The organism is Paenibacillus sp. J22P165 (genome assembly GCF_059692015.1).
This window is the reverse complement of record NZ_JCAUAP010000004.1, coordinates 192,821-213,922: the sequence shown is the minus strand read 5'-3', so window position 1 is coordinate 213,922 and position 21,102 is coordinate 192,821. Positions and strand designations below refer to the sequence as shown.

General features: G+C 46.2%; 13 protein-coding genes. 5 read left to right on the top strand and 8 right to left on the bottom strand.

Translation table 11 applies throughout. The features are described 5' to 3' along the window. Window positions 1-20: 20 nt before the first annotated feature. The 7 genes from AC58QM_RS11355 to AC58QM_RS11325 form a co-directional block, all read right to left on the bottom strand. The gene (locus AC58QM_RS11355) at window positions 21-2,345 is read right to left on the bottom strand and encodes a helix-turn-helix transcriptional regulator (RefSeq protein WP_497283935.1); all 2,325 of its coding nucleotides are present in this window, start codon (window positions 2,343-2,345) and stop codon (window positions 21-23) included. 40 nt (window positions 2,346-2,385) lie between these two features. Further along, on the bottom strand, window positions 2,386-4,020 hold the full coding sequence (locus AC58QM_RS11350; RefSeq protein WP_497283933.1) for an extracellular solute-binding protein: 1,635 nt from the start codon (window positions 4,018-4,020) through the stop codon (window positions 2,386-2,388). Window positions 4,021-4,079: 59 nt separating this feature from the next. Continuing rightward, on the bottom strand, window positions 4,080-4,955 hold the full coding sequence (locus AC58QM_RS11345; protein ID WP_497283931.1) for a carbohydrate ABC transporter permease: 876 nt from the start codon (window positions 4,953-4,955) through the stop codon (window positions 4,080-4,082). Between the two features lie 15 nt (window positions 4,956-4,970). Beyond that, window positions 4,971-5,876 carry an ABC transporter permease gene (locus tag AC58QM_RS11340; RefSeq protein WP_497283929.1) on the bottom strand — a complete coding sequence of 302 codons (906 nt, stop codon included), beginning with the start codon at window positions 5,874-5,876 and terminating at the stop codon, window positions 4,971-4,973. Between the two features lie 239 nt (window positions 5,877-6,115). Beyond that, a complete protein-coding gene (locus AC58QM_RS11335) occupies window positions 6,116-7,171 on the bottom strand; it encodes an SGNH/GDSL hydrolase family protein (RefSeq protein WP_497283927.1) in 1,056 nt (351 codons plus the stop codon). A gap of 27 nt (window positions 7,172-7,198) precedes the next feature. Further along, on the bottom strand, window positions 7,199-10,177 hold the full coding sequence (locus AC58QM_RS11330; protein WP_497283925.1) for a polysaccharide lyase 8 family protein: 2,979 nt from the start codon (window positions 10,175-10,177) through the stop codon (window positions 7,199-7,201). A 173-nt stretch (window positions 10,178-10,350) separates the two neighbouring features. Further along, the gene (locus AC58QM_RS11325) at window positions 10,351-12,651 is read right to left on the bottom strand and encodes an AraC family transcriptional regulator (protein ID WP_497284461.1); all 2,301 of its coding nucleotides are present in this window, start codon (window positions 12,649-12,651) and stop codon (window positions 10,351-10,353) included. A gap of 289 nt (window positions 12,652-12,940) precedes the next feature. Here AC58QM_RS11325 and AC58QM_RS11320 point away from each other — a divergent pair, with 289 nt between their 5' ends. The 4 genes from AC58QM_RS11320 (at window position 12,941) to AC58QM_RS11305 (ending at window position 18,385) form a co-directional block, all read left to right on the top strand. Beyond that, window positions 12,941-14,506, top strand: a complete 1,566-nt coding sequence (locus tag AC58QM_RS11320; protein ID WP_497283923.1) for an extracellular solute-binding protein — start codon at window positions 12,941-12,943, stop codon at window positions 14,504-14,506. Between the two features lie 80 nt (window positions 14,507-14,586). Continuing rightward, entirely contained in the window at window positions 14,587-15,537 is a 951-nt protein-coding gene (locus AC58QM_RS11315; RefSeq protein ID WP_497283921.1) for an ABC transporter permease, read from the top strand. Window position 15,538: 1 nt separating this feature from the next. Next, window positions 15,539-16,396 carry a carbohydrate ABC transporter permease gene (locus AC58QM_RS11310; RefSeq protein ID WP_497283919.1) on the top strand — a complete coding sequence of 286 codons (858 nt, stop codon included), beginning with the start codon at window positions 15,539-15,541 and terminating at the stop codon, window positions 16,394-16,396. Between the two features lie 540 nt (window positions 16,397-16,936). Then, window positions 16,937-18,385, top strand: a complete 1,449-nt coding sequence (locus AC58QM_RS11305; RefSeq protein WP_497283918.1) for a PAS domain S-box protein — start codon at window positions 16,937-16,939, stop codon at window positions 18,383-18,385. A 324-nt stretch (window positions 18,386-18,709) separates the two neighbouring features. Here AC58QM_RS11305 and AC58QM_RS11300 read toward each other — a convergent pair whose 3' ends face one another. Beyond that, a complete protein-coding gene (locus AC58QM_RS11300) occupies window positions 18,710-20,098 on the bottom strand; it encodes an aminotransferase-like domain-containing protein (RefSeq protein ID WP_497284459.1) in 1,389 nt (462 codons plus the stop codon). A gap of 148 nt (window positions 20,099-20,246) precedes the next feature. Here AC58QM_RS11300 and blaOXA point away from each other — a divergent pair, with 148 nt between their 5' ends. After that, on the top strand, window positions 20,247-21,050 hold the full coding sequence (blaOXA, locus tag AC58QM_RS11295) for a class D beta-lactamase (protein ID WP_497283916.1): 804 nt from the start codon (window positions 20,247-20,249) through the stop codon (window positions 21,048-21,050). Window positions 21,051-21,102 lie beyond the last annotated feature (52 nt).

Below are 21,102 nucleotides of genomic sequence, written 5' to 3'. Positions count from 1 at the left end.
TATTAGTAACGCCTAACCAACTAAACAAGCATTCGAAATTTCCCTGGCGTGATGCCTTCGTACTTCTTGAACGTCGTAATGAACGAGGTTGCGGAAATAAACCCGACTCGCCCCGCAACCTCCTCCATGTTCAACTCGGTTTCCTTCAGCAGCTCTTTCGCTTTATTCAACCTAACCCTGGCGACATAATCGACGAACTTCTCCGATGTATAGTCCTTGAAGATACGGCTAAAATGGCCCATGGACATGCCGAGCTGGCGCGCGAACTGCTCGAGCCCGAGATTCTCCGCGTAGTGCTCGTGGATATACGAGGTGACCTGCTCCAGCAGCAACGATCGTTCTTCCTTGCTCTCCGCTTCAGCCAGCATCGTTCCGCAAGCTTCTGAGAAGACGAGCTTGAACTCCTCCAGTTCCACACACATGGACAACTGTTCCAGCAGCGCAGGATACGTCTCCAAATTGACCTCGACGCTAGCTGCCATGCTCCCTTCTCGGATAAAAGCGTTGAGCATATCCCGTGCGAGCTCCTTCGTCTCCTTCAGTGAATACTGCTTCCGGACGCTTTCGTCCAGCAGCTCACAGCAATATCGGACAAGTCCAGGACGATCCATGGTCTTGACCAGATTCGTGATCCGGCTTAGCTCTTGTTGGGTCAGACAGCCGTCAAAAGAGCTTCGCTCATGCTTCAAGCCTTCACCCGTCAAGATATGTTCCAGCTGTGATACCGGCTTATTCTCTAACAGATCTGCCGCTTGGCAGTACGATTCGTACAACTGCTGCGGCTGGTGCGCGACAGCCCCAAGCGAGATGACGCTTCGGAAATAGACCGCGAACGGCTGTAAGATCTCCTGAATGAGCAGCGCATCCTCTGTGCCGCTTCCCCCTTCCGGCATCAGCCGAATAACGCAGACAAGCTGCGTTTCCGTCGGCTGCGTGAACCAGATACGCCCGGGCAAAGCGGTTGCGATTTTGCTGCGCAGCTCTGTGCTATGCAGCGTCTTCTCGCTAACGCTCGTCGTACGATGCGTATTCACATCATAGAGCAGCTCAATAATCAGCACGCATTTAGGTACGTTTTCGTACAAATTAAAGCCAATCTCTTTCGCGTACTGCTGAACTAGATAGGGATTTCGCCACTCTCCGGTCACAATTTTCCCGACAAAATGTTCATGAATAATCGGCTCCACCGCCCGCAGCGTGACCTCCATCTCACTACTACGATTCAGTAGATGATTAGACCATTTCGAGATCATATGCAGCTCATCTTGCGCTCCATCCGGTGCGTCTTGCTTGTATTCGGGCATGAGCTCAAATTTCGATTTGATACGGTAAATGGGCGACGCCATCCGGCGGCTTAAGAATCCGGAGACCACCAGCCCAATCACCGTGAAGCCAAACAAAAACCAGATCGAGGCCGTCCGCATCAGATTCGCGGACTTGCGCAGCTCAGCTAGCTCCGTTAGCGTCACGTAGTACCAATTGTTCAACCTTGAGCTGACGTAAGAGACGTGAACCTTTGTTCCGCCTAGCTCCACAATGCCAGAGCCACGTCCGTTCGCAGCGACCAGATTCTCTACCTGCAGGACGCTCATCTCCGAATAACCTGGTGTCATCGCGATAACGGAATGATTGGCCACGTCCAGAATCGCCGTTTCTTTGCCAAGATCAGCCTCCAGCGTAATATCGGACTGCAACGACTGTCCTTGAAGATCTGCAACCAAATACACCTCCGGCGTGTCGGAAGCGATCGGATAACTCATCAGCAGACTGACGCCCGGAGACGAGGCTACCACCTCTCTGTTCAAAATATCATACCGCTGAATATTCAGCTTAGGGGTGAACGTCATCCGGTGTTTACCGGTGAACAACTTGGTCAGCTCCGCTGCGGACAACCCCTTGTACACATGGCGATAAGTGAAAAACGTGTCCTTAGGAGACACGCCGTTCTTATCAATGACAAGCTGTTGTTCTGGAAAATATAGAAAAGCATGGCTGAGCTGATAGGCGTTCTCGATTGTAGCCAGCTCCCGGTAGATTTCTTTGATCGTATCCACCCGCTCCACCTGATCAACCGATTGCGGACTTGCTCCGTATTCGCTGAACTTGCTGACGAAATAGGAGCCTGCCAGCTGAACCATATCTTCTCGCAGGTTGAACAGCATTTTGTCCGTGCTCTGCGAGAAGCTTTGCAGCATAAGGAGGTCCGACTTCTCGACCTCGCTGTCCATCATGCTTACCATGTACGTATAGATTAGGAAACACGCGGAAATGGCAGGCAGTAAGATCAAAATGATGTAGCTCGAGAAATATTTCCAGAATATCCGGCCTTTTCTCATTTTCCACATGTTCCGGGTTCCTTTCGTTCCTAGACACCTAATAAAGTGCCTATTTCTTCACTGCTCTTAGCAGCTGCTCATTATACATCTTGATCAGATCATCACTTCCGAGCTTTTTGCACTGAGCGATAAAATCGGTCAAAGCAGCGTCCGTAATTGGCGTTTTGCCCATAACGAACTCAGTCAGCTTCTGCTCAATATACTTCTCAAGGCTCGGAAGCTTCGACTTCTCAAGGCTCAGCTCGGCTTCTGTCGCGACCACGGAAGGAGAAGGATCGATCGCCGACTTAGCGTTCATCGCTTCGAGCTCTTGTAGTTTCTTCGTCATCGGAGGCTCCGCATCTCTGCCTTTGTTGACATAATTCATCATTGGGAAGTTGTTATAGCGAACCCCAAATTCCGTTTTCAATTTGGATTGAATGGCCGTCGGAATCGTTCCAAATGCCGGCAAATACTGTGCTTTACCGTTAACCTTCTCATAAGTAACGCCCTCTGCACCCAGCATGTAAATATCCGATCCTTCATCACTGTAAAGATAATCGAAGAACTGTACAGCAATTTCCGGATTCTTAATATTAGCGGATAGCGCGACAGATACGGGAGCATTCACTTTCGCTTTTATCAGTTGGAAGGGTCTCATGCCAGGTGCCGCCACAGGCGTCATGCCAACCATGTTGTATTTCGCGTTCGGGTCAGCCTTCACGGCTGCGTCAGTAAAGATATCAATTCGGCCTTTATTGTAATAGGTCATGAAGGAAGTGCCTGACTGCACCCGTTGCTCCCAGTTCTGCGTTTTCATAATGGCAAATTCCTGATCGAGCAGCCCTTCTGTATACAGCTTGTTTAAGTACGTCAGCATGCTTTTGTACTGTGGATGGCTTGGAGCAAATTCGTATTTCTTATTATAAGGATTATAGCCCAGCGCAGACGTCGTTTCTGTAAACATCGTTGTAAACACGTTAAACAAACTTGGCACGTTGGAGCCGGCTGCCGCAGCATTCTGTGTAATAAGTGGGAATGATTTCGGATATTTCTCCTTCATCGCCTTCAGCATGCGATACAGTTCGTCCGTATCCTTCGGCGCCTGCAGGCCAAGTTCCTTCATAATATCGTCGCGTATCATCCAGGAATAGCTCAGCCAATTCGGCTCACTCAAGCCTGGCAACGAATAAATGCCGCCATCCCCTGCCGTCGTCACAGCTGTAATATCCGGAATTTCGGACATCAGCTTTTTCACATTGGGCATCAATCCTTTGTCGATATACGGCTTCAAATTCAGAAACACTTTATCAGGACCTGCTTTGAGCGCATCCGTCTCGTTCACTAAGGAAAAGTCAGGCACGTTATTGGTCGCGATAAGCAGCTTCTTTTTCTCTTCGTAGCCCGTCGATGGGACAGGTTCAAACTGAATGTTTACGTTTGTTTTCTTAGCTAGCTCCTTCAGAACGAGCCAGTCATTCTTGACGGGAATATCCGCCACCTCGCGAATCAGGAATTTGTACGTCACCGGCGTACTGCTAAGAGGTAAATTCAGTCCCCCAGTACGAGGATTGCTCTGCGCATTCGGAGTCGCTGCAGCCTCTTTCTTCGGTGTCGCTTCCTTTGTGTCTGTACAACCTGCGATCAGTGTAACGGTTGCGGCAACGGCGGTGACGCCGGCCAGCCATTTGATTGCTTTGCCCATTTTTACATAGACCTCCCCTAATCAATTATATGCTAATTTAAGCCCCGCTTCAGTAGTTTCTACCCTTTAATGCCGCCGATCATGCTTCCTTGTACGAAATATTTCTGGATAAAAGGATACACAAGTAAAATCGGCAGCGTCGCGAAAATGATCGTGGAGTACTTTATAGTCTCCAAAATGTACACATCGGCATCCTGGTTGCTTGACACCTGCGATGCTGCGGAGCTGGAAATGACGATATTGCGCAGATGAATCTGCAAGGGATACATTTGTTTATCAGACAAATAGATAAGTGCTTCGAAGAATGAGTTCCACTGGCCAACTGCCGTGAATAAGGCAACAGTCGCCATAATTGGTGCAGACAAAGGAAGGACAACCCGGAACAACACACCCAGCGCACTGCAGCCGTCCATTGTAGCCGCATCCTCCAGCTCATCTGGAATTCCCTCGAAGAACGTTCGCATCAGAAATAAGTACCACGTACTGATTAAAGATGGAATAATTAGAGCCCATGTTGTGTTAATCAAACTGAGCTGCTTCACCACAAGGAACGTTGGTATGAGTCCCCCGTTGAACAGCATCGTGAAGGCGATAAGCAGCATAATCGTGCGCCGGCCAAGCAGTCTTTTTTTAGCTAGCGGATAGGCTAGCATGGCCGTGAAGATAAGCGTAAGCAGCGTCTGCAGTACCGTATATTTAATCGTGTTGTAATAGCTGATCCAGATATAAGGATCCTTAGCGACGAGCCGATACGCTTCCAGCGTGATTTGCTTGGGGAACATGATTACTTCCCCTTTGACGACTAAACTTGGATTGCTGATGGAAGCCGAAAACACGTAGAGAAACGGGTATACCATCAAAATCATTAATGCAATCATTACGAGCACATTACATACATCAAAAAGTTTAGATCCAAAGCTCGTCTTCATTCTCATTGGTTCACCCCTCCGCTACCATAAGCTTGTCTCCGAATATTTCCGTGCCAGCCGGTTAAAAGCGACCACCAGAATCAGCCCAATGACCGATTGGAACAGGCTGACTGCCGATGCGAAGCTGTAATCAGCGTCTAGCAGCCCTCTTCGGTACACAAAAGTGCTGATGACATCTGCTTTATCGTAGACGAGAGGGTTGTAGAGTAGAATAATTTTCTGAACGCCCAGTTCGAGAATGTGACCAATTTTAATAATGAATAAAATAATCATCACTGGAATCATTCCGACAAGCGTCACATGGCGAATTTGCTGCCAACGGTTCGCTCCGTCTATCTTAGCCGCTTCGTATAGCGTAGGATTTACCCCAGCGATAGCCGCCAAATAAATAATCGTGTCCCAGCCGGCCTTCTGCCATAACTCGGATGCGATATAGATGGGACGGAACCATTGCGATTCCCCGAGAAACATAATCGGCTTGATTCCAAGCGCCTGAAGCAGATGATTAACGATGCCGGTAGACGGTGACAAGAAATTAACGATAATGCCGCAGATGACGACAGTTGAAATAAAATGCGGCAAATAGCTTATCGTCTGTGCCAGCCTTTTAAATAGAGCGAAGCGAAGCTCATGGAACAGAACAGCCAGCAGGATAGGCGCCGGAAAGACAACCAGCAGCTCTAGCGCATTCAAAACGAGTGTATTGCGAATGAGCAACGCTGCATCCGGGGAATCGAAGAACGCCCGAAAGTGCTCAAACCCCACCCACTTGCTTTCCCAAACCCCCTTAGAGATGGAATAGTTTTGGAAAGCCATCAACAAGCCATACATTGGCACATACTTGAATATCAAATAAAACAGCAGCCCAGGAATCATCATGATATATAGCACACGATCCCGGACGATCGTACGGAAGACCAGCTTCATCTCCACTATCTCCTTATTTCTTTTTATCATGCGTTGGTCACTCCCCGATCGGATAGCCCTATCATAGCGGGTTGCCGAAAAGGATGTAAATCTTCGATATTTTCGTGGTTTTGTTTTTTTGCATAGCGGATCGAGCGCCATACGGCGCAAAAAAACGTGATCAGCAAAAAAGAAAAGCACCTTTATCGCACAGTATGCTGTGGGATAAAGGTGCTTTGTCTATCGGTCTACTTCGTCATCTACAAGCGACTTTGCATTTCCTCAGCTAATCGTTGACCCATCAGAATATGACCATAATCCGATGGATGAATGAGATCTCCTGCCAATGCGGAGAAATCCGTCAATATCGTTTCCCCTTCTAACAAATGAACGTTCGGCAGATGGAGATGCTGATGAATGCTTCGTAGCGCCTCTCGGAATTCGCGGTTTGCTACTGTCAACGGATGAGAGGCATCATGTAAAAAGTCTGAGCTATTCGGAAACATATTTAGCAGGAAGATCGGTTTACCAGGATGATTGACCGCTATTTGTTCGACAAGATAACGCGCTCTCCCCGTAAATTCCTCGACCGTAAAATGTCCCCTCATATTAACGCCTAATTCCAGCGTGGCGATTTCCCAACCATTATGAGCCGCTAGAAAATCGGCCGCTTCCGGCTCACATATACAGGCTCCACCTAATCCTTTATTCAGTACATCAATGCCCAGCCTTCTAGCCGCCTGTTGAATATAAGCCTGATGGTGCAGCGTAGCGCCTGATCCTTGCGTAATGGAAGACCCATAGGCAAGCCATCTACGAGCTGGGATTTCGTTGGTAAGTGGCGGTCGGTGTCCATGCCCAAATGTATCCAGTTCATGAAACGCCACCTGGAATCCAGGCCCGCCTAGATAGTTGCGGCTGACGAATATCCGCCACACGTCTGGTGAGAAGCGCCCCTCTTGACGCAGCGCTTCGGGGCGCACGCCAGCAAACTCTGCGGGCACTTCCAGGTGGAGCGTTTTCGGTACGCCCGGCTCAAGCTGGTGCACAGAGTTGACATAATCGCCGTTGTACACGACGATATCTCCTCCTGTGATGGGTGCGGATAAGGTAATCCGAATAACCGGTGCTTCGGTGACAAACCGGATTTCGCAGCCTGTTGACATGGCTGCGATGAAACGGCCTCTTTGGTCGCCAGAACGTCCAAGCCGGTGGCGTACTTCCTTCGGATAACGCTGCAAGATGTGCCCTGAGAAGGTAGCGGATGGTTCCAGCTCTTCTACATTATGAAATTGGATCTGTTCAAATACGACCATATCGTCTTTCTCCCTTTTCCCCGATTTCTATTTATCAAATAAGGCTTTGAACGTTTTGCCTTTTGCCCCGCTGACATTCACTGTGACTTTAATCGTCGGACTTAACTGAGTGACGGTAACAGCAGCATCACTGGATATAAGACTGCTTGCACTTCGATTGATTTCGAGCTGAATTGTTCCTGTATTCGCTTGCGTCGGGTCAGAGACCGAAAGCTCGATATCGTTAGCTGATTCTACAGTAAGAACGGATGCTTTCTTGTTGCTGCTCACAAACGCGGAACCATCGACATTAATAGTTGCAGCCGTATCCGTCCAGAAGTTAGCACCTACCGCATTCAGGCTTGTTTCTTTTATCGCCTGAGCGCTGGTTGAATTTTCAAGCACCGTGATGTCGGGACTTGCGGCATAGCTGCTCACCTGTGTACTGGTTTTGTTCGGAAGCAGCACATAGGCATAGTTTGCGTTTGCCGGATTGGTGCTGTGATCCATCCATAAGGTTAGGAAGTTCCGGGTCAGCGATGTATTGTCAATGCTTTTGGCATACGTATTCATGCTTGCCCACGTGCCAGTTCGCGCTTCACGTAAGCCTTTAACCGTTGTTGAAACAGGGAAATAATAACCGATATCAGAATTAGATACATTGCCGGCAAGATGCATCCAATTGACCCCGGTCATTGTTTCAGACCAAAATAGCGAAGTTGATTTCGCTGTACTATTAACAGTTAAAGCATTATTTCCCGTGCTGTTAATCTTACGGTTTTCAATCGTTGTTTCTATCGTCCTGTTGTCTGTACTCGTGATTCCGGCCCCCAACGAGACGATCTCATCGTCAAACATAAACCATGATTTTTTGGCTGTAAGTGTATTGTTATAACTATCCAGCTCCATACCTGAAACGCCATAAGAACCGTTCGTCGTCCCGCCAACCCAATTTTTGCTGCTTGTATAGCCTTGCCCGGAGGAATTTGTTCTGGTCTGTGTGTCTACTGTTGTTCCTGGAAGCCGATATTTGTTCACAAGCCCCCAATATTCATCACTGTACTGTCCAAGATCATGATTATATAAATAAGTCATGCCGTCCCCTGTGTACCAGCCTTTAAGGTTCTCACTATTAATGGATTCGTAGTTTTTAATGCGACTAGAGGACATGGCTAAAGCAAAACCGAACCCGGGGCGCAGATGCACCGCTCGGTCCATGGACGCGAAGATCTTGGTCGTAATCAGTTCCGCTCTTGCAGTGACACCGGTGTCATTCACAATTTCCTTGGCTTTGCTAATATGATAAATGGAGCCAGCGTTGGCATAATAATTGTGGTATGTATCTTGCTGTATCCAATACTTCACCATGCTTTTATACTTAGCCGCATCAAGGGATGGAGCGAATTGAGACAGCTGCAGGATAGCGCTAATCGCTTCATTACCTACAACATGGTCCTGGGTTTCGCGCCTCGAAATGCCACGCCCTCTGGCCATATCCATCATAGCGCCTTTATAAATAATAGGCTCAAACGAGTCATATACCCATTTGTACAAGTTCTGTGAATTCGTGCTGTTTACGGCCCATGTCGAGCCATCCAGTACATACATGAAGGGAACGATTTCCCGCAATAGTGAATTGCCATAGCCACCTGTGTAGGCAAATCCTGTATGCTGAATGAACGAACCATCTGTATAAAAACCGTCACCGCTCGTTACATAGTCGAACACTTGCGTAAGCGCATCACGTCCAGCCGCGATTTTGGTGCTGCTATCGACAAGAAAACCCCGAATGCCAACAACCTTGGCTTTCCACACCCGATTGGCCCCAGTGGCCGTTCCGCCATTAGCGGTTGTCGCGCTTGGCGAAAACTGATTCACCGCATTCATATAGTTCGTAATTTGCGTGGAACTAAGTTGATCGTACAGAAGTGTCGTCGTGTTGTTAAGTGTCAGTGGAGTTCCGATCTCCCAATCGAACCAATTCCCTGTTTTGGTCTTGGTTTCATTGTATTTGTTGGCATACAGCCAATCGAGACCTCCGATGATATCCGCTAGTAGTCCGCTATTGTGATATAGACTAGAGCCGAACGAAGAATAGGCCAAGGCCATCGCTTCTAAGCGCTCGTAGGATAACGTCATATAACTTGACTGCGTATTGGCCACAGAAGTCGTGCCATCATCTAGATCGGCCCACAAATATGTGCGGCCTGTTGAGGTATTCATTGTAGATTGATAGTTGGATGCCGTAGTCGTCAAAACTGTCAATTGCGCCGCAATATCAGAATCCGTAGTCGAATAAACCCCTCCTGTCAGAAAACTCCGCCATTTGTTCCTTAAGTCCTCATACTCACTGGAAGGTGCAGAAACCGCATCGGCGGAAATATTATCCCAGTACACAGTTCCGGATTGTGCGGTAGCCGTGGAAACTTTGACGTCCGTCAGAGAGCTTACAGCATTTTTCAAGCTTTGGTTAGCGCTTTTCAGTACGCCATCGATATACAAGTCAAAGGTATCGTCACTGGTTCGGGCTACGATTTTGACATGGTACCACGTATTCGCTGCATAAGCTTGTATGGTTGTCTTAGTCGCACCATAATACGTGTACACTTGACCGGTTTCGTCAAATGCAACCGTCACAGCCTGCAGCCCAGCATTGCCACTCAGGTAGAAAGCACTGAGCATGTTTGTTTGCGCTGACATTACATCAAATTCGACCGTATAGATATCGCCGGATACGGAAAAAGACTTGGCTGCTTCAATCTTTTGTGACGTACTGGTATCCGTTAATTTCAAGCTTTTATTCGTACTGTCCGGTATGTTGGCAACAAGCGCAGTGCCGCCAGTTCCCGTAAGGGTCCAGCCAGATGGTGCGGCACCCGTCGTCCCAGCATTGAAGTTTTCATTGATGGCTGCGGCGAAAGCTGTACGTGAACCCGCGAAAGCGCTGCCAACACTTAGTAACATGACGGCCCCTACCATAAGACTAATTGTTCTTTTGGATACAATCTCATGCATGTTAAATGTCATGAACAAGCCTCCTCTTTTTTACTTAAAGGTAATCTCGTAGTGAACCCACTTAATTGGAAATCAACTCCTTTTACAACAGAGGTAACACTCCTAAGATAAAAAAAAGAGACTGTAGAAACAATAGTCAGATCCACGAATGAATCCTCTAATCGTCCAATCTCTTTAAATCGGCTTTATTGTATATACGTTGATGAATCGGAGGATTGCTGTTTTCTGGCCATTTCCCTGAATTGCCCTGGTGTAATGCTGCGATGTTTTCTGAAAGCGCGGATGAGACTATTCTCATTTTGATAACCGACCTTAACGGCGATATCCGCTATTTTCAAATCAGTTCTTTCCAATTGAGCTTCAATCTCATGCATACGCAATTCGGTCAAATAATCATATAAGGTCCGGTTCATTTCCTGTTTGAATATGCTGTTGACCGAAGACTTGCTCAGCCCCACAGAATCCGCAATTTCCGAAACACCAATATTTTCATGAAGATGCTGCTTCATATAATGAACCATTTGTTGGACAACCAGAAAATCCCGGCTGTTCGAGCGCTGCTCAGATAACTGTGAGGATTCCTGATAGACTTGAATAAAAACTTGGATAATATCATCGAGATGCATCGTCTTAAACCAAAAACTATTATATCTTCGCAGGATACTGAGCTTGGCAAGACCTTGTTCGCCGTAATGCGAAACGAGACCATCCATCAATTGCTGAAAAAAAGAAATAGCTTCCGCTGGGGACACGAGCGATTCTTTCATAAATTGTTTCAAAGCATCCAACAGCTTGAAGGCAATTTCTTCGTTCCCCCCTTCTAGGCAGGTCAACAAATCCTTTTTCCATAAAGGGTCAATCGTTTTATTGTCCGCAGGTTCCTCCAGTTCACTGAAGAGAGTAATACTGGAATACCCGCTATAAAGCCGGTAGGTCAACGCCAACTCCGCTTGGAAACAACTATTGCGCAAGTTTACATAATCGCCAAATTCATTCCCCACCGCTGCCGAGACTTCCACATGGATCAGCTTATGAATCGTATCCGCTAAATGGGACAAGTCCTCCCGCAGCATTTGAATATGTTGTCTTTCATCCGTTTTTTGCACAATTAAAAGCAAGTTCAAATCACGCTCAACGAGGGCAATCCTCCAGTGGGTGCTCATTATTTCCTCTGTTACATTTTTAATGGCAAACCAAAGCAAGTTCTGGTCTTCCTCGTTGTAAGAGCTAGTCCATTGATAATACTTATCGATGGATATAAGGACGGTGAACAACGATTGATCCGTCCAATCTGTAAAATGGCGATGCCAACGATCCTTCATCTCCCAAGAACTCATTCGACCAGCGATCAAATCATGCATATATTTGGCGTGCAGCTCACTGCGATTGTGCTTGACTAAGCTCGACACATTGGACAAATCCGTCGTCAACTTCACCAAGTAATCCTCCAGATCACGATTTTCCAAATTCGTAGGATGTGTTTGACCTGCCAAAAGCAAATGCCTAATTCTGCGGACTGGTTTGAATGTAATATAGTGCGTAATAATGATGCCGATCATTCCCGCAATAATGGAAATAATCGATAATCCGAACACGGCATTCCGAATGGTGCTGACCTTCTGCAATAGTCGCTGCTGGGTAATCATAGAGACGAATTTCCATCCTGTTATATCCGAAGACACCTGGGAAATGAGATAGGTTTCCTTGTCATCGGAGAAATCAAAATACATTTTATTATTTTGCGAAATAGCCGAAGCGATCTGATCTTGTGATAGAATTCGATTGTTGGTCTCATAAATAATATGATTGTTGCTATCGATAACAAATCGGGATGCGTCCGTTTGTGAAGTGTAATTTTCAAATATTTTATCAAAAAGCTTCTTCTTATTAATATTGACCATGATTACTCCGACGATGGCATCCTCGCGTACCACCGGTCTGAACAAGGTAATGGTTTCTATTTTTTGCTCCGTGCCGAATTGACTGCTTTTCGTCCTGTCAACGATCGTGAAGCGGCTGGGATTTAAATCAGCAATATAACTTTGCCAACCCGTGTCAAACAGATTGGACAGCTGCGAACTATAGCCATAAGGGGTACTGCCGACAATTCGTTGACGTACAAGATCATAAATCATGACAGCCTCAACCGCTGGAGACACGGTAAGATTGTCTAGATACTCGACCAAGTGGGCAATTTCCGTTTGCTGCATATCCGATACGGGATTCAGAAACTGATAGGTCAACTTCGATAATAAAATATTAACGCCGATTTGATCTGCTGTATTGATCGAGTTATTGACGGCTTCCATTCCGAGGCGGAGCAGGTGAATCTGTGGCTCACTGACTTCACCCTGCAACACAGACTTACTGCTTACATAGGAGGTCGAACCTGCTGTCGTAATGATAATGAACATGCCTATCGTTAATAGAAGGATGAGTCGTGAACTTCGGTTAGAATGAAAGTAGTCATACCAGCTTTTCATCATCTTCAACAGGCCGTTCCCCCTTTCTAGATGCCTCAACTTATCGTCAAATCAACATTGCTATCGTTACATGAAACCTCTAGTTACATTATAAGTATTCTTCATTAAATATACAGCCGTCATGAGGTCTACGAGCAATATTCCATTCCAACAGCGGATATGCATAAACAATAATTGGCGTCTGGTTTGGCGAATTGGCCTATATTTAAGCGTTTTCAACTATTGATAGCATCGTTCCAATAATCTTATGATACAGGTGTATCGAGCAAAAGAACAGAAGAGGGGTTGACGTATGAAGCAATCACGTTGGAGAAGTTGGGCAAGTTCCGGAACACTAGTTGTCATTGCGACATCGCTAGTTATAGGATGCAGCAATAATGCTCCTGCACCAACAAATAGCACTGCAGTTGCAAAAAAGGTGGAAAAAATAAGGGTATTCCGCGGGCCGATTGATCCACCTATGCCTGATACTAACAATAAATATACACAGTATTTCATTAAGCAGCTCGGGATCGAGCCTGTTTATGAAACCGCACCTTGGGGCGGTGGAGCGGATTATGCCCAAAAGCTCCAGACAATGATTGCATCCGGTGATCTGCCGGACATTATCAGACCGATGAACGGTGTTGAGCAAACGCTAATCACACAAGGCGGTGCTCTAGCGCTCGATGATTTGCTGCCCAAATATGCGCCAAACTTATGGAAGTACTTCCCTAAGGAAATCTGGGATATCGTTCGATCCACTTCCCCAGACGGCAAGATTTATTACATTCCTTCCCTGCAAAATACGAATAACCGTGGTTTGATTTTACGTACGGACTGGTTGAAGAACGTCGGACTGGGTCTCCCTGAGACACAGGAGCAATTTGTTGAAATGCTTCGAGCTTTCCGGGATAAAGATCCTAACGGCAACGGGAAAAAGGATGAAATTCCAACTAGCGGACGCGAACAAGGCCGATGGATGGATCATATTTTTGCCATGTATGGGGTGGCGATGTGGGAAGGTTATCCAGAATGGGATTTAATCGACGGTAAGCTTCAATATTCAGGGATTCAGCCTAATATGAAAGAAGCGATTAAGTTCGCTCGAGATCTGTACAAGGAAAAGCTGCTGGATAACGAAACGTTCCTCAATAAACAAGAGGTCTGGACCGGTAAGATCCTGAACGATACGGTAGGTGCCTTCTATCATATCGTAGATAGTACCATCACAGTCGGAGGCTACGAGGGCTTAAGAAAGAAAAATCCAAATGCAGATTTCACCATGGTGCCCGTTCCTAAAGTTAATGGCTATAACGGCTTCTATTCGCTGAAAAGGTTCGGATTCGTGGAATGGGTCATTCCAAAAAAAGCGGAAGCTAAAGCAGCTTCGGTATTGAAATATCTCGACTTTTACTACACGCCGGAGGGTGTTGATTTTAACTCTTACGGACTTGAGAACGACAGCTTCGTGATGGAAAACGGTAAAAAGAAATATTTACCGGAAAAAGATACAACGGAAAATTGGACACAGCGCAAAACGATTTTCTCCGCATCCGTCAGCACATTTGATTACAAATCCAAAGTAGCCGAGCTTACGATTAAATATCCAACCCGCTATAAAGACATGATCGAGATGTACGACCGGATTAACAAAACGACCAAAGTTCTTGCAGGTGATGGCATGCCGATCAGTGTTTATGACGGTTTCGCGGATATCAAGACCCATAAGTTGTTCCAGCAATACATGGCAAACATTATTATCGGTGAATGGCCGATTGAGAAGTTCGATGAGTTAGTCAAAAAATGGAATGAATCCGGCGGAACGGAGGTAACCAAACGTGCTAATGAGTGGTATCAGAAAGTGAGCAAGAAGTAAGTTAGAGCGGGAGAGGTTTCTAGCAGGAGCCCTTCCCCTTCCTATCAAGCCCTGTGATTAGTGAATGAGAAGGAGGCACCATGTACGAGAACCATATGGAAGTAAGAGTAAGCCAACGAAGAACACTATCCCAGAAAGCCTTTCGTACATTTCGAGCCCAATGGATGTTGTATACGATGGTTTTACCTGGATTGCTCTTTTTTATTGTATTCAAATATGTTCCACTCCTCGGATCGGTTATCGCTTTTCAAGACTTTCAAATTCTAAACGGCATATTGAAAAGCCCGTGGGTCGGCCTTAAGCATTTTGAATTTATGTTTACGTATCCCAACATTGTCGTTGTGCTCAAGAATACGCTAGTGCTCGGCACGTACCAGCTCGTGTTCGGATTTCCTGCCCCCATCATTCTAGCCCTCTTATTAAATGAGGTACGCGTGATGTTCCTGAAAAAGACGATTCAAACGTTCTTCTATTTACCTCACTTTTTATCCTGGGTTATTGTGGGCGGTCTAATCTTTGAATTACTCTCCTTAGGCGGATTCGTCAATTCGCTTCGAACCTGGTTTGGAGCGGAGCCTGTCTTATACATGCAGCGAGAAAGCTTTTTCCGTACCATTGTTGTACTTTCTTCCGTTTGGAAGGAGATTGGTTGGGGAGCTATTATTTATTTGGCGGCTATCGCGGGCATCAACCCGAGTTTGTATGAAGCGGCCAGAGTTGACGGGGCCAATAGATTCTTGCAAATCTGGTTCATCACATTACCTTCGCTGCTGCCGACGATTATTATTTTATTGCTGCTGAAAATAGGGAATTTCCTTGAGCTTGGGTTTGATCACATTTATGTGCTTCTTACACCGTCTACCACAGCTGTTGGAGATATTATCGATACGTATGTATACCGAACAGGCATATTGGAAGGGCAATATAGTTTCACTACGGCAGTAGGATTGTTCAAATCCATTGTGGGCTTCGTTCTGCTGTATGGCTGTAATATCATTTCCAAAAAAACAACACAACAGGGGTTGTTCTAATATGAAGTCCAGTCTGGGAGAAACTAGCTTTCGCATGATCAATTATATCGTGCTGCTCCTCCTGTCCGTCACGATGATTCTACCTATTATTCACGTATTTGCGATCTCGCTGAGCGATCCAGCAGCCGTAGATGCCCATCAGGTACAATTTTTACCCGTTGAGATCACCAGCTCCGCTTGGACGCATATTCTAGCAAAAGTAGATCTGTGGCGCTCGTTGGGTGTCAATATCTTTGTTACCGTGGTCGGTACGCTGCTTAGCCTACTATTTACATCCTTATTGGCTTACCCGCTAGCGCGAAAAGACTTCCGCATTCGCAATACGATTATGGTCGGCATTGTGTTTACAATGATTTTCCAAGCACCAATGATCCCCTACTTCTTGACGATCAAGTCTCTCGGCTTGCTTGACAGCATTTGGGTATTGATCCTTCCTTCCACGATCAGCGCATTCAATCTAATCATTCTGCGTACCTTTTTTCAGCAGTTGCCGTATGAGCTAGAGGAATCTGCCCGTATAGACGGGTGTACCGATTACGGCATTTTATTCCGTGTGGTCATCCCCCTCTCCAAACCGGCACTGGCAACAATGGGGTTATTCTACGCCGTCATTTATTGGAACATGTTCTATCATGCTATTTTATTTATCCGTAATCCCAACCTATATCCGCTGCAGCTCAAACTGCGGGAAACGATGGTGAACACGGATCTGGCCGCTAACTTGAATGCGATGGCCTATAATTCTCAAACTCTACAAGCTGCTACGATCATTTTCGTGACGCTGCCGATTCTTCTGGTGTATCCATTTATACAAAAATATTTTGTTCAAGGAGCCACACTTGGAGCAGTTAAGGAATAAAAAACGGCGGTCAAGGATATAAGATTATCCTTGACCGCCCGTTTTTTCAAGGCATCATTTCATTGAAATAGGTTCAACTATCTGAACCAAATCCAATAGACCAAAAATAGACTAAACACGATAACAAACAGGATATTCAACACAAGTAATCCGTTTAAATTCTTTACCGTACTTTTGGTATAATTATCGTTTGTTTCTTGATTTCTCCTCGAAAATCCTACGTATAACGTCGCAACCAAAGAAATCAAACATATGATCCCCGTTGACCAGTAGTAGAACATAGTAATCCTCCCTTTCTCTCTCTACGTTTCTGCTTGTTCGAAAATCTCTTACCTACTCTCTCCATAGTGTAACTCTTTATACATGAATGAGCAGTGATTCAAATCACATGCCCGAACAAAAAACCTTGAACGAATCTGCAGGATAGGCAGATGTTCAAGGTTTATTACTTTTTTAATAACATATATTCAATTGAATTAAATTTACTGTTATAATGCCCTTGTCAGGTTAATTATGTAGCTTCGTTAAAGGGAGAATCGGATGTTATCTTATTTCAACGACCATAGTCTTCTCTTACGTTCATTTGAAAAATCTCCAATTGGAGTGGCATTTATATCTTTAGATGGAAGCCTTTTTAAGGTAAATCCCTCTTTTTGCAAAATGTTAGGATATAGCGAAAGTGAATTAGTAGATCTCGGTGTCCCAGCTGTCACACATCCTGAAGATTTACAAGCAGATCTGGCATTGTGGAATAAAGTGGTGCAAGGTGAAATTGAAGGTTATCAATTAGAAAAAAGATATATACATAAATCTGGTGCCATTATGTGGGGGCTACTAAATGTTACTTTAGTAAGGAACCAGCAGGGACTCACTGGTAGTGGCATATCCATCTCTCAAATTGTTGATATTACAAAACAAAAAAATAATGAAGAAGAGTTTAAAAAGATTGAAGAACTGCACACGATTATTTCCGACCATTCACAGGACGTTATTTTGCGTTTAACGCCAGACGGAATCATCTCATATGTCTCCCCAGCTGTTCGTAATCAGCTCGGATATGAGCCAGATGAGCTCATAGGAACATCGGCCTATGATTATTGGCATCCAGACGATTTGAACTCAGACTGGGCAAAGCACGGTTATTATACGAACTCTGATAGCCGAATATTTGTTTATCGTGTTCGGCATAAAAACGGTCAGTATATTTGGCAAGAAGCACACTCTAAAAGAATAAGAAATACGGCAGGCGAGATTCAACACGTTATCAGTATGGGTCGTGACATTACAGAACGGATGCAATCTGAAGAATTAATCCGTAGATCTGAGAAACTTTCCTTAGTTGGCGAACTTGCAGCTGGCATTGCCCATGAAATTAGAAATCCATTGACTAGTTTACGAGGATTTATGCAATTGTATGTCAAAGAGGATATTGACGGTACAAACAAATTACGTAATGAAGTCATGTTATCCGAAATTGATCGAATCAATGAAATTGTCAGTGAGCTTTTAGTGTTAGCTAAACCTTCCAATGAGGCCTATGAGTTAAGGAACGTAGTCCATGAATTAATTCACGTCATCACATTATTTGAAGGACAAGCCAACCTTTTTAACGTTCAAATAAAGAAAGAGTTTGATGCCGAATTATCTTTAATTCGGTGTCAACGCAGTATCAATCAGGTTTTTGTCAATGTTCTAAAAAATGCGATTGAATCCATGCCTAAAGGCGGGGAAGTGGTCATCCAAGCCAAGCAAATCAACGGTGACATACACATTCGCATTCAAGACTCCGGGTATGGAATCCCACAACATGAAATAAATAAGATTGGAAGTCCTTTTTTTACTACGAAAGAAACAGGAACAGGATTAGGCTTAATGGTTTCCATGAGGATCATCCAGAATCATAAGGGGACTATGCGTTTCGAAAGTGAAGTTGGGAAAGGCACTATGGTTGAAGTTATACTGCCAATCGTTACTCTTTCTGAATCATAAGTGAATGAGGATATGAGGCTGTCTCAAAAAAGTTGATCTAGACTTTTTGGAAACAGCCTCTTTTTCGTTCATGACCTTTGAGTCATGAACCTGCTTGAACCTGCTTCCTTTGCATCCCGCAATTTAACTGGATATTCTCCATCTATTTGAAGAGGACTCCTAGAATTCAAAAGGTTAACTGTATTTCCTGTAGTTAATTCCCTTCAATTTGCTCATATCTTCAAACTTCATGCTAATTAGCTGTAGTTTTTCCATCTAATCGTGTAAACAGGTCAAATTCGGATAAATTAGCTGTAGTTTATACATCTAAACACGTAGTGGCAGCTAGGAAGAATACCCAGACACAAACCTGACTTCCGACCGCTGTCGAAGCAGCTCTTGAATTCCGTCACCGATGGCTCGAATGCCGGGCTCGATAAGTCTGTCCTCCACTTGTGAGACGCTCAACCGGAGGACACCCTCCTGTCGAAACTCCGGCAGGTACATCCGCTGGGCAGGATCAACCCGGACCCCGTGCTCCACCAGATAGTCGGCCGCAGCCTGTGCTCGGAGAGGTGCCGGCAGTCCGATCGTGCTGTAGAAGCCAGAGGTTGAACAGCTGTAAGCAGTTCCCTGTGGCAAATATTTGCCGTAGGCTTCTTGCAGCAGCACCGCTTTGCGGCGGTAAATCTCTCGCATCCGACCAATGTGGGCGGCGAACATGCCGCTCTCGAGGTACACCTCCAGAGCCCCTTGCGTCAGCAGGGGTGAATGCACGTCAGCTGCGGCTTTCGCCTGCAAGAAAACCTCCCGCAGTCCATCGGGTAAGACAGCCAGCCCGAGACGCAATCCGGGAAGCATGACTTTGGAAAAGCTTTTTACATAGATAACCCGTCCGGACGGATCGTAAGCGAACATCGGATCGTTCCTCGAATCTCCATCCAAGTCCCCCATGTAATCATCCTCGATAATATACACATCATACCTCTGAGCCAGCTCAACCATACGTTTGCGGGCTTCGTTCGTGTGGCTGTACCCCGTTGGGTTGTGAAATCGCGAAACGGTGTAAAAGAACTTGATGTCCCCTTCCCGAAACAACGTCTCCAACCGCTCCAAATCCATACCGCCTTCCCCGTACGAGATGCCGTGCACTTCGCCATCGTATCCCCGCAGCGATTCCATCATACCAGGATGTACGGGCTGTTCCACAACGATGTCCCTCTTGCCGTTCGGAAAAGGAAGCCCCACCAGCACATTCAGCGCTTGCTGCGAGCCTGTCACCACATAAATACGCTCTGGAACAGTGAATACTTGCAGATCCCTTAGATGCCGACCTAGCTGGAATCGCAGCGATGCGAGACCCTGCCCCTCTGAATACGTGAACATGTCTTCGCGATATCTCTCGATAGCTTCATTCATACAGTGCTGAAAATCCCTGTACGGCATGGCGCTTCGGTCAGGCCCCGCCCATTCAAAATCGATAATCCCCTGCGATCCCGCTGAGCTTTTTGTCTCCTCCCCACCTTGGTGGCGATGCGCGACATAATAGCCGCTCTGTGGCACGGCATAGATCCGGTGACTTTGCTCGAGCTCTCTGTACGCCCGAATTACTGTATTTCGACTGCAGCCGAACGTATCTGCCCCTTCTCGGATCGACGGCAGCCTGTCTCCCGGCAGTCTTTTCCCGGCTTTCATCTCGTGCAAAAACTGTTCCACAATCGCTTCATACAGCATCTCCATTTGTACGCCTCCCAACTAACTGTATGGGTACAATCACCGCAAACGTCGGTGCAGCCCAGCCGTATATTGCTCTATACTCAGTGTTGTCGACACGAGCCTCTCTGATATTCCATTATGAAGAAGCCGAAGGAGGAATTCAATTTTGCTTACTTGGAAAAACAAAAACAAAGTCGGCCTGGCACTCGCCACCTTACTTTTCGCCGGTAGCGCGGCCATTGCCGCACTTCCTGCACATGCTGCACCGAAAGAGTCAAAGCTCCCTTGCCAAGAGCTGTTCCATGATGTGCAAGGCACCATCGTCATTAAAAACCTGAAGACAGACCGTACCTTCGTCTGCAATCCCGAACGTAGTCAGCAGCGGTTCACACCAGAGTCGTCATTTAAGGTACCGAATGCGCTCATCGGTCTCGAAGTGGCTGCGGTTCAGGATGAATACGATGTGAAGAGGTGGGACGGCGTCGTCAGGCCATTCGAAGTTTGGAACCGAGACCATTCTCTGGCTTCGGCTATGCGGGCATCCGCAATCTGGTATTACCAAGCAATGGCCCGGGACATCGGCGACGAGCGGATGAAGAGTTATGTCGATCGTATACATTATGGCAATATGGATATTAGCGGAGGGATCGATGCCTTTTGGCTGAACAGCTCGCTGAGAATCTCGGCAGAGGAGCAGGTCGGCTTTATGGAAGATCTGGTAGAAGAGACGCTCCCCTTTCAGGAGCAGACGATGAAGACCGTCAAGCGTATCATGATCGATAACGACCAAGACGACTATACGGTACATGGCAAAACGGGGACTCGGCTGTCCGACATGGGACTCGGTTGGTATGTAGGTTATGTCGAGCGTGGAAAAACCGACTGGGTTTTCGCCACCAATGTAGACAGCAGTGGGACGACCGCCAAGATGGTCACGTTGGATGCCTTGAAGCGCCTCGGCATTTTATAAGCAGCGAATATCCTCAGATAATTGGATCAATCGGATCGTATCCTCAACCATT

Bases quoted from the DNA above. Each gene is read 5' to 3' on its own strand.
- AC58QM_RS11355 (WP_497283935.1), bottom strand. From the start codon at position 2,345: ATGTGGAAAATGAGAAAAGGCCGGATATTCTGGAAATATTTCTCGAGC.
- AC58QM_RS11345 (WP_497283931.1), bottom strand. From the start codon at position 4,955: ATGAGAATGAAGACGAGCTTTGGATCTAAACTTTTTGATGTATGTAAT.
- AC58QM_RS11330 (WP_497283925.1), bottom strand. From the start codon at position 10,177: ATGACATTTAACATGCATGAGATTGTATCCAAAAGAACAATTAGTCTT.
- AC58QM_RS11315 (WP_497283921.1), top strand. From the start codon at position 14,587: ATGTACGAGAACCATATGGAAGTAAGAGTAAGCCAACGAAGAACACTA.
- AC58QM_RS11320 (WP_497283923.1), top strand. From the start codon at position 12,941: ATGAAGCAATCACGTTGGAGAAGTTGGGCAAGTTCCGGAACACTAGTT.
- AC58QM_RS11325 (WP_497284461.1), bottom strand. From the start codon at position 12,651: ATGATGAAAAGCTGGTATGACTACTTTCATTCTAACCGAAGTTCACGA.
- AC58QM_RS11340 (WP_497283929.1), bottom strand. From the start codon at position 5,876: ATGAAGCTGGTCTTCCGTACGATCGTCCGGGATCGTGTGCTATATATC.
- AC58QM_RS11310 (WP_497283919.1), top strand. From the start codon at position 15,539: ATGAAGTCCAGTCTGGGAGAAACTAGCTTTCGCATGATCAATTATATC.
- AC58QM_RS11350 (WP_497283933.1), bottom strand. From the start codon at position 4,020: ATGGGCAAAGCAATCAAATGGCTGGCCGGCGTCACCGCCGTTGCCGCA.
- AC58QM_RS11335 (WP_497283927.1), bottom strand. From the start codon at position 7,171: ATGGTCGTATTTGAACAGATCCAATTTCATAATGTAGAAGAGCTGGAA.
- AC58QM_RS11300 (WP_497284459.1), bottom strand. From the start codon at position 20,098: ATGCTGTATGAAGCGATTGTGGAACAGTTTTTGCACGAGATGAAAGCC.
- AC58QM_RS11305 (WP_497283918.1), top strand. From the start codon at position 16,937: ATGTTATCTTATTTCAACGACCATAGTCTTCTCTTACGTTCATTTGAA.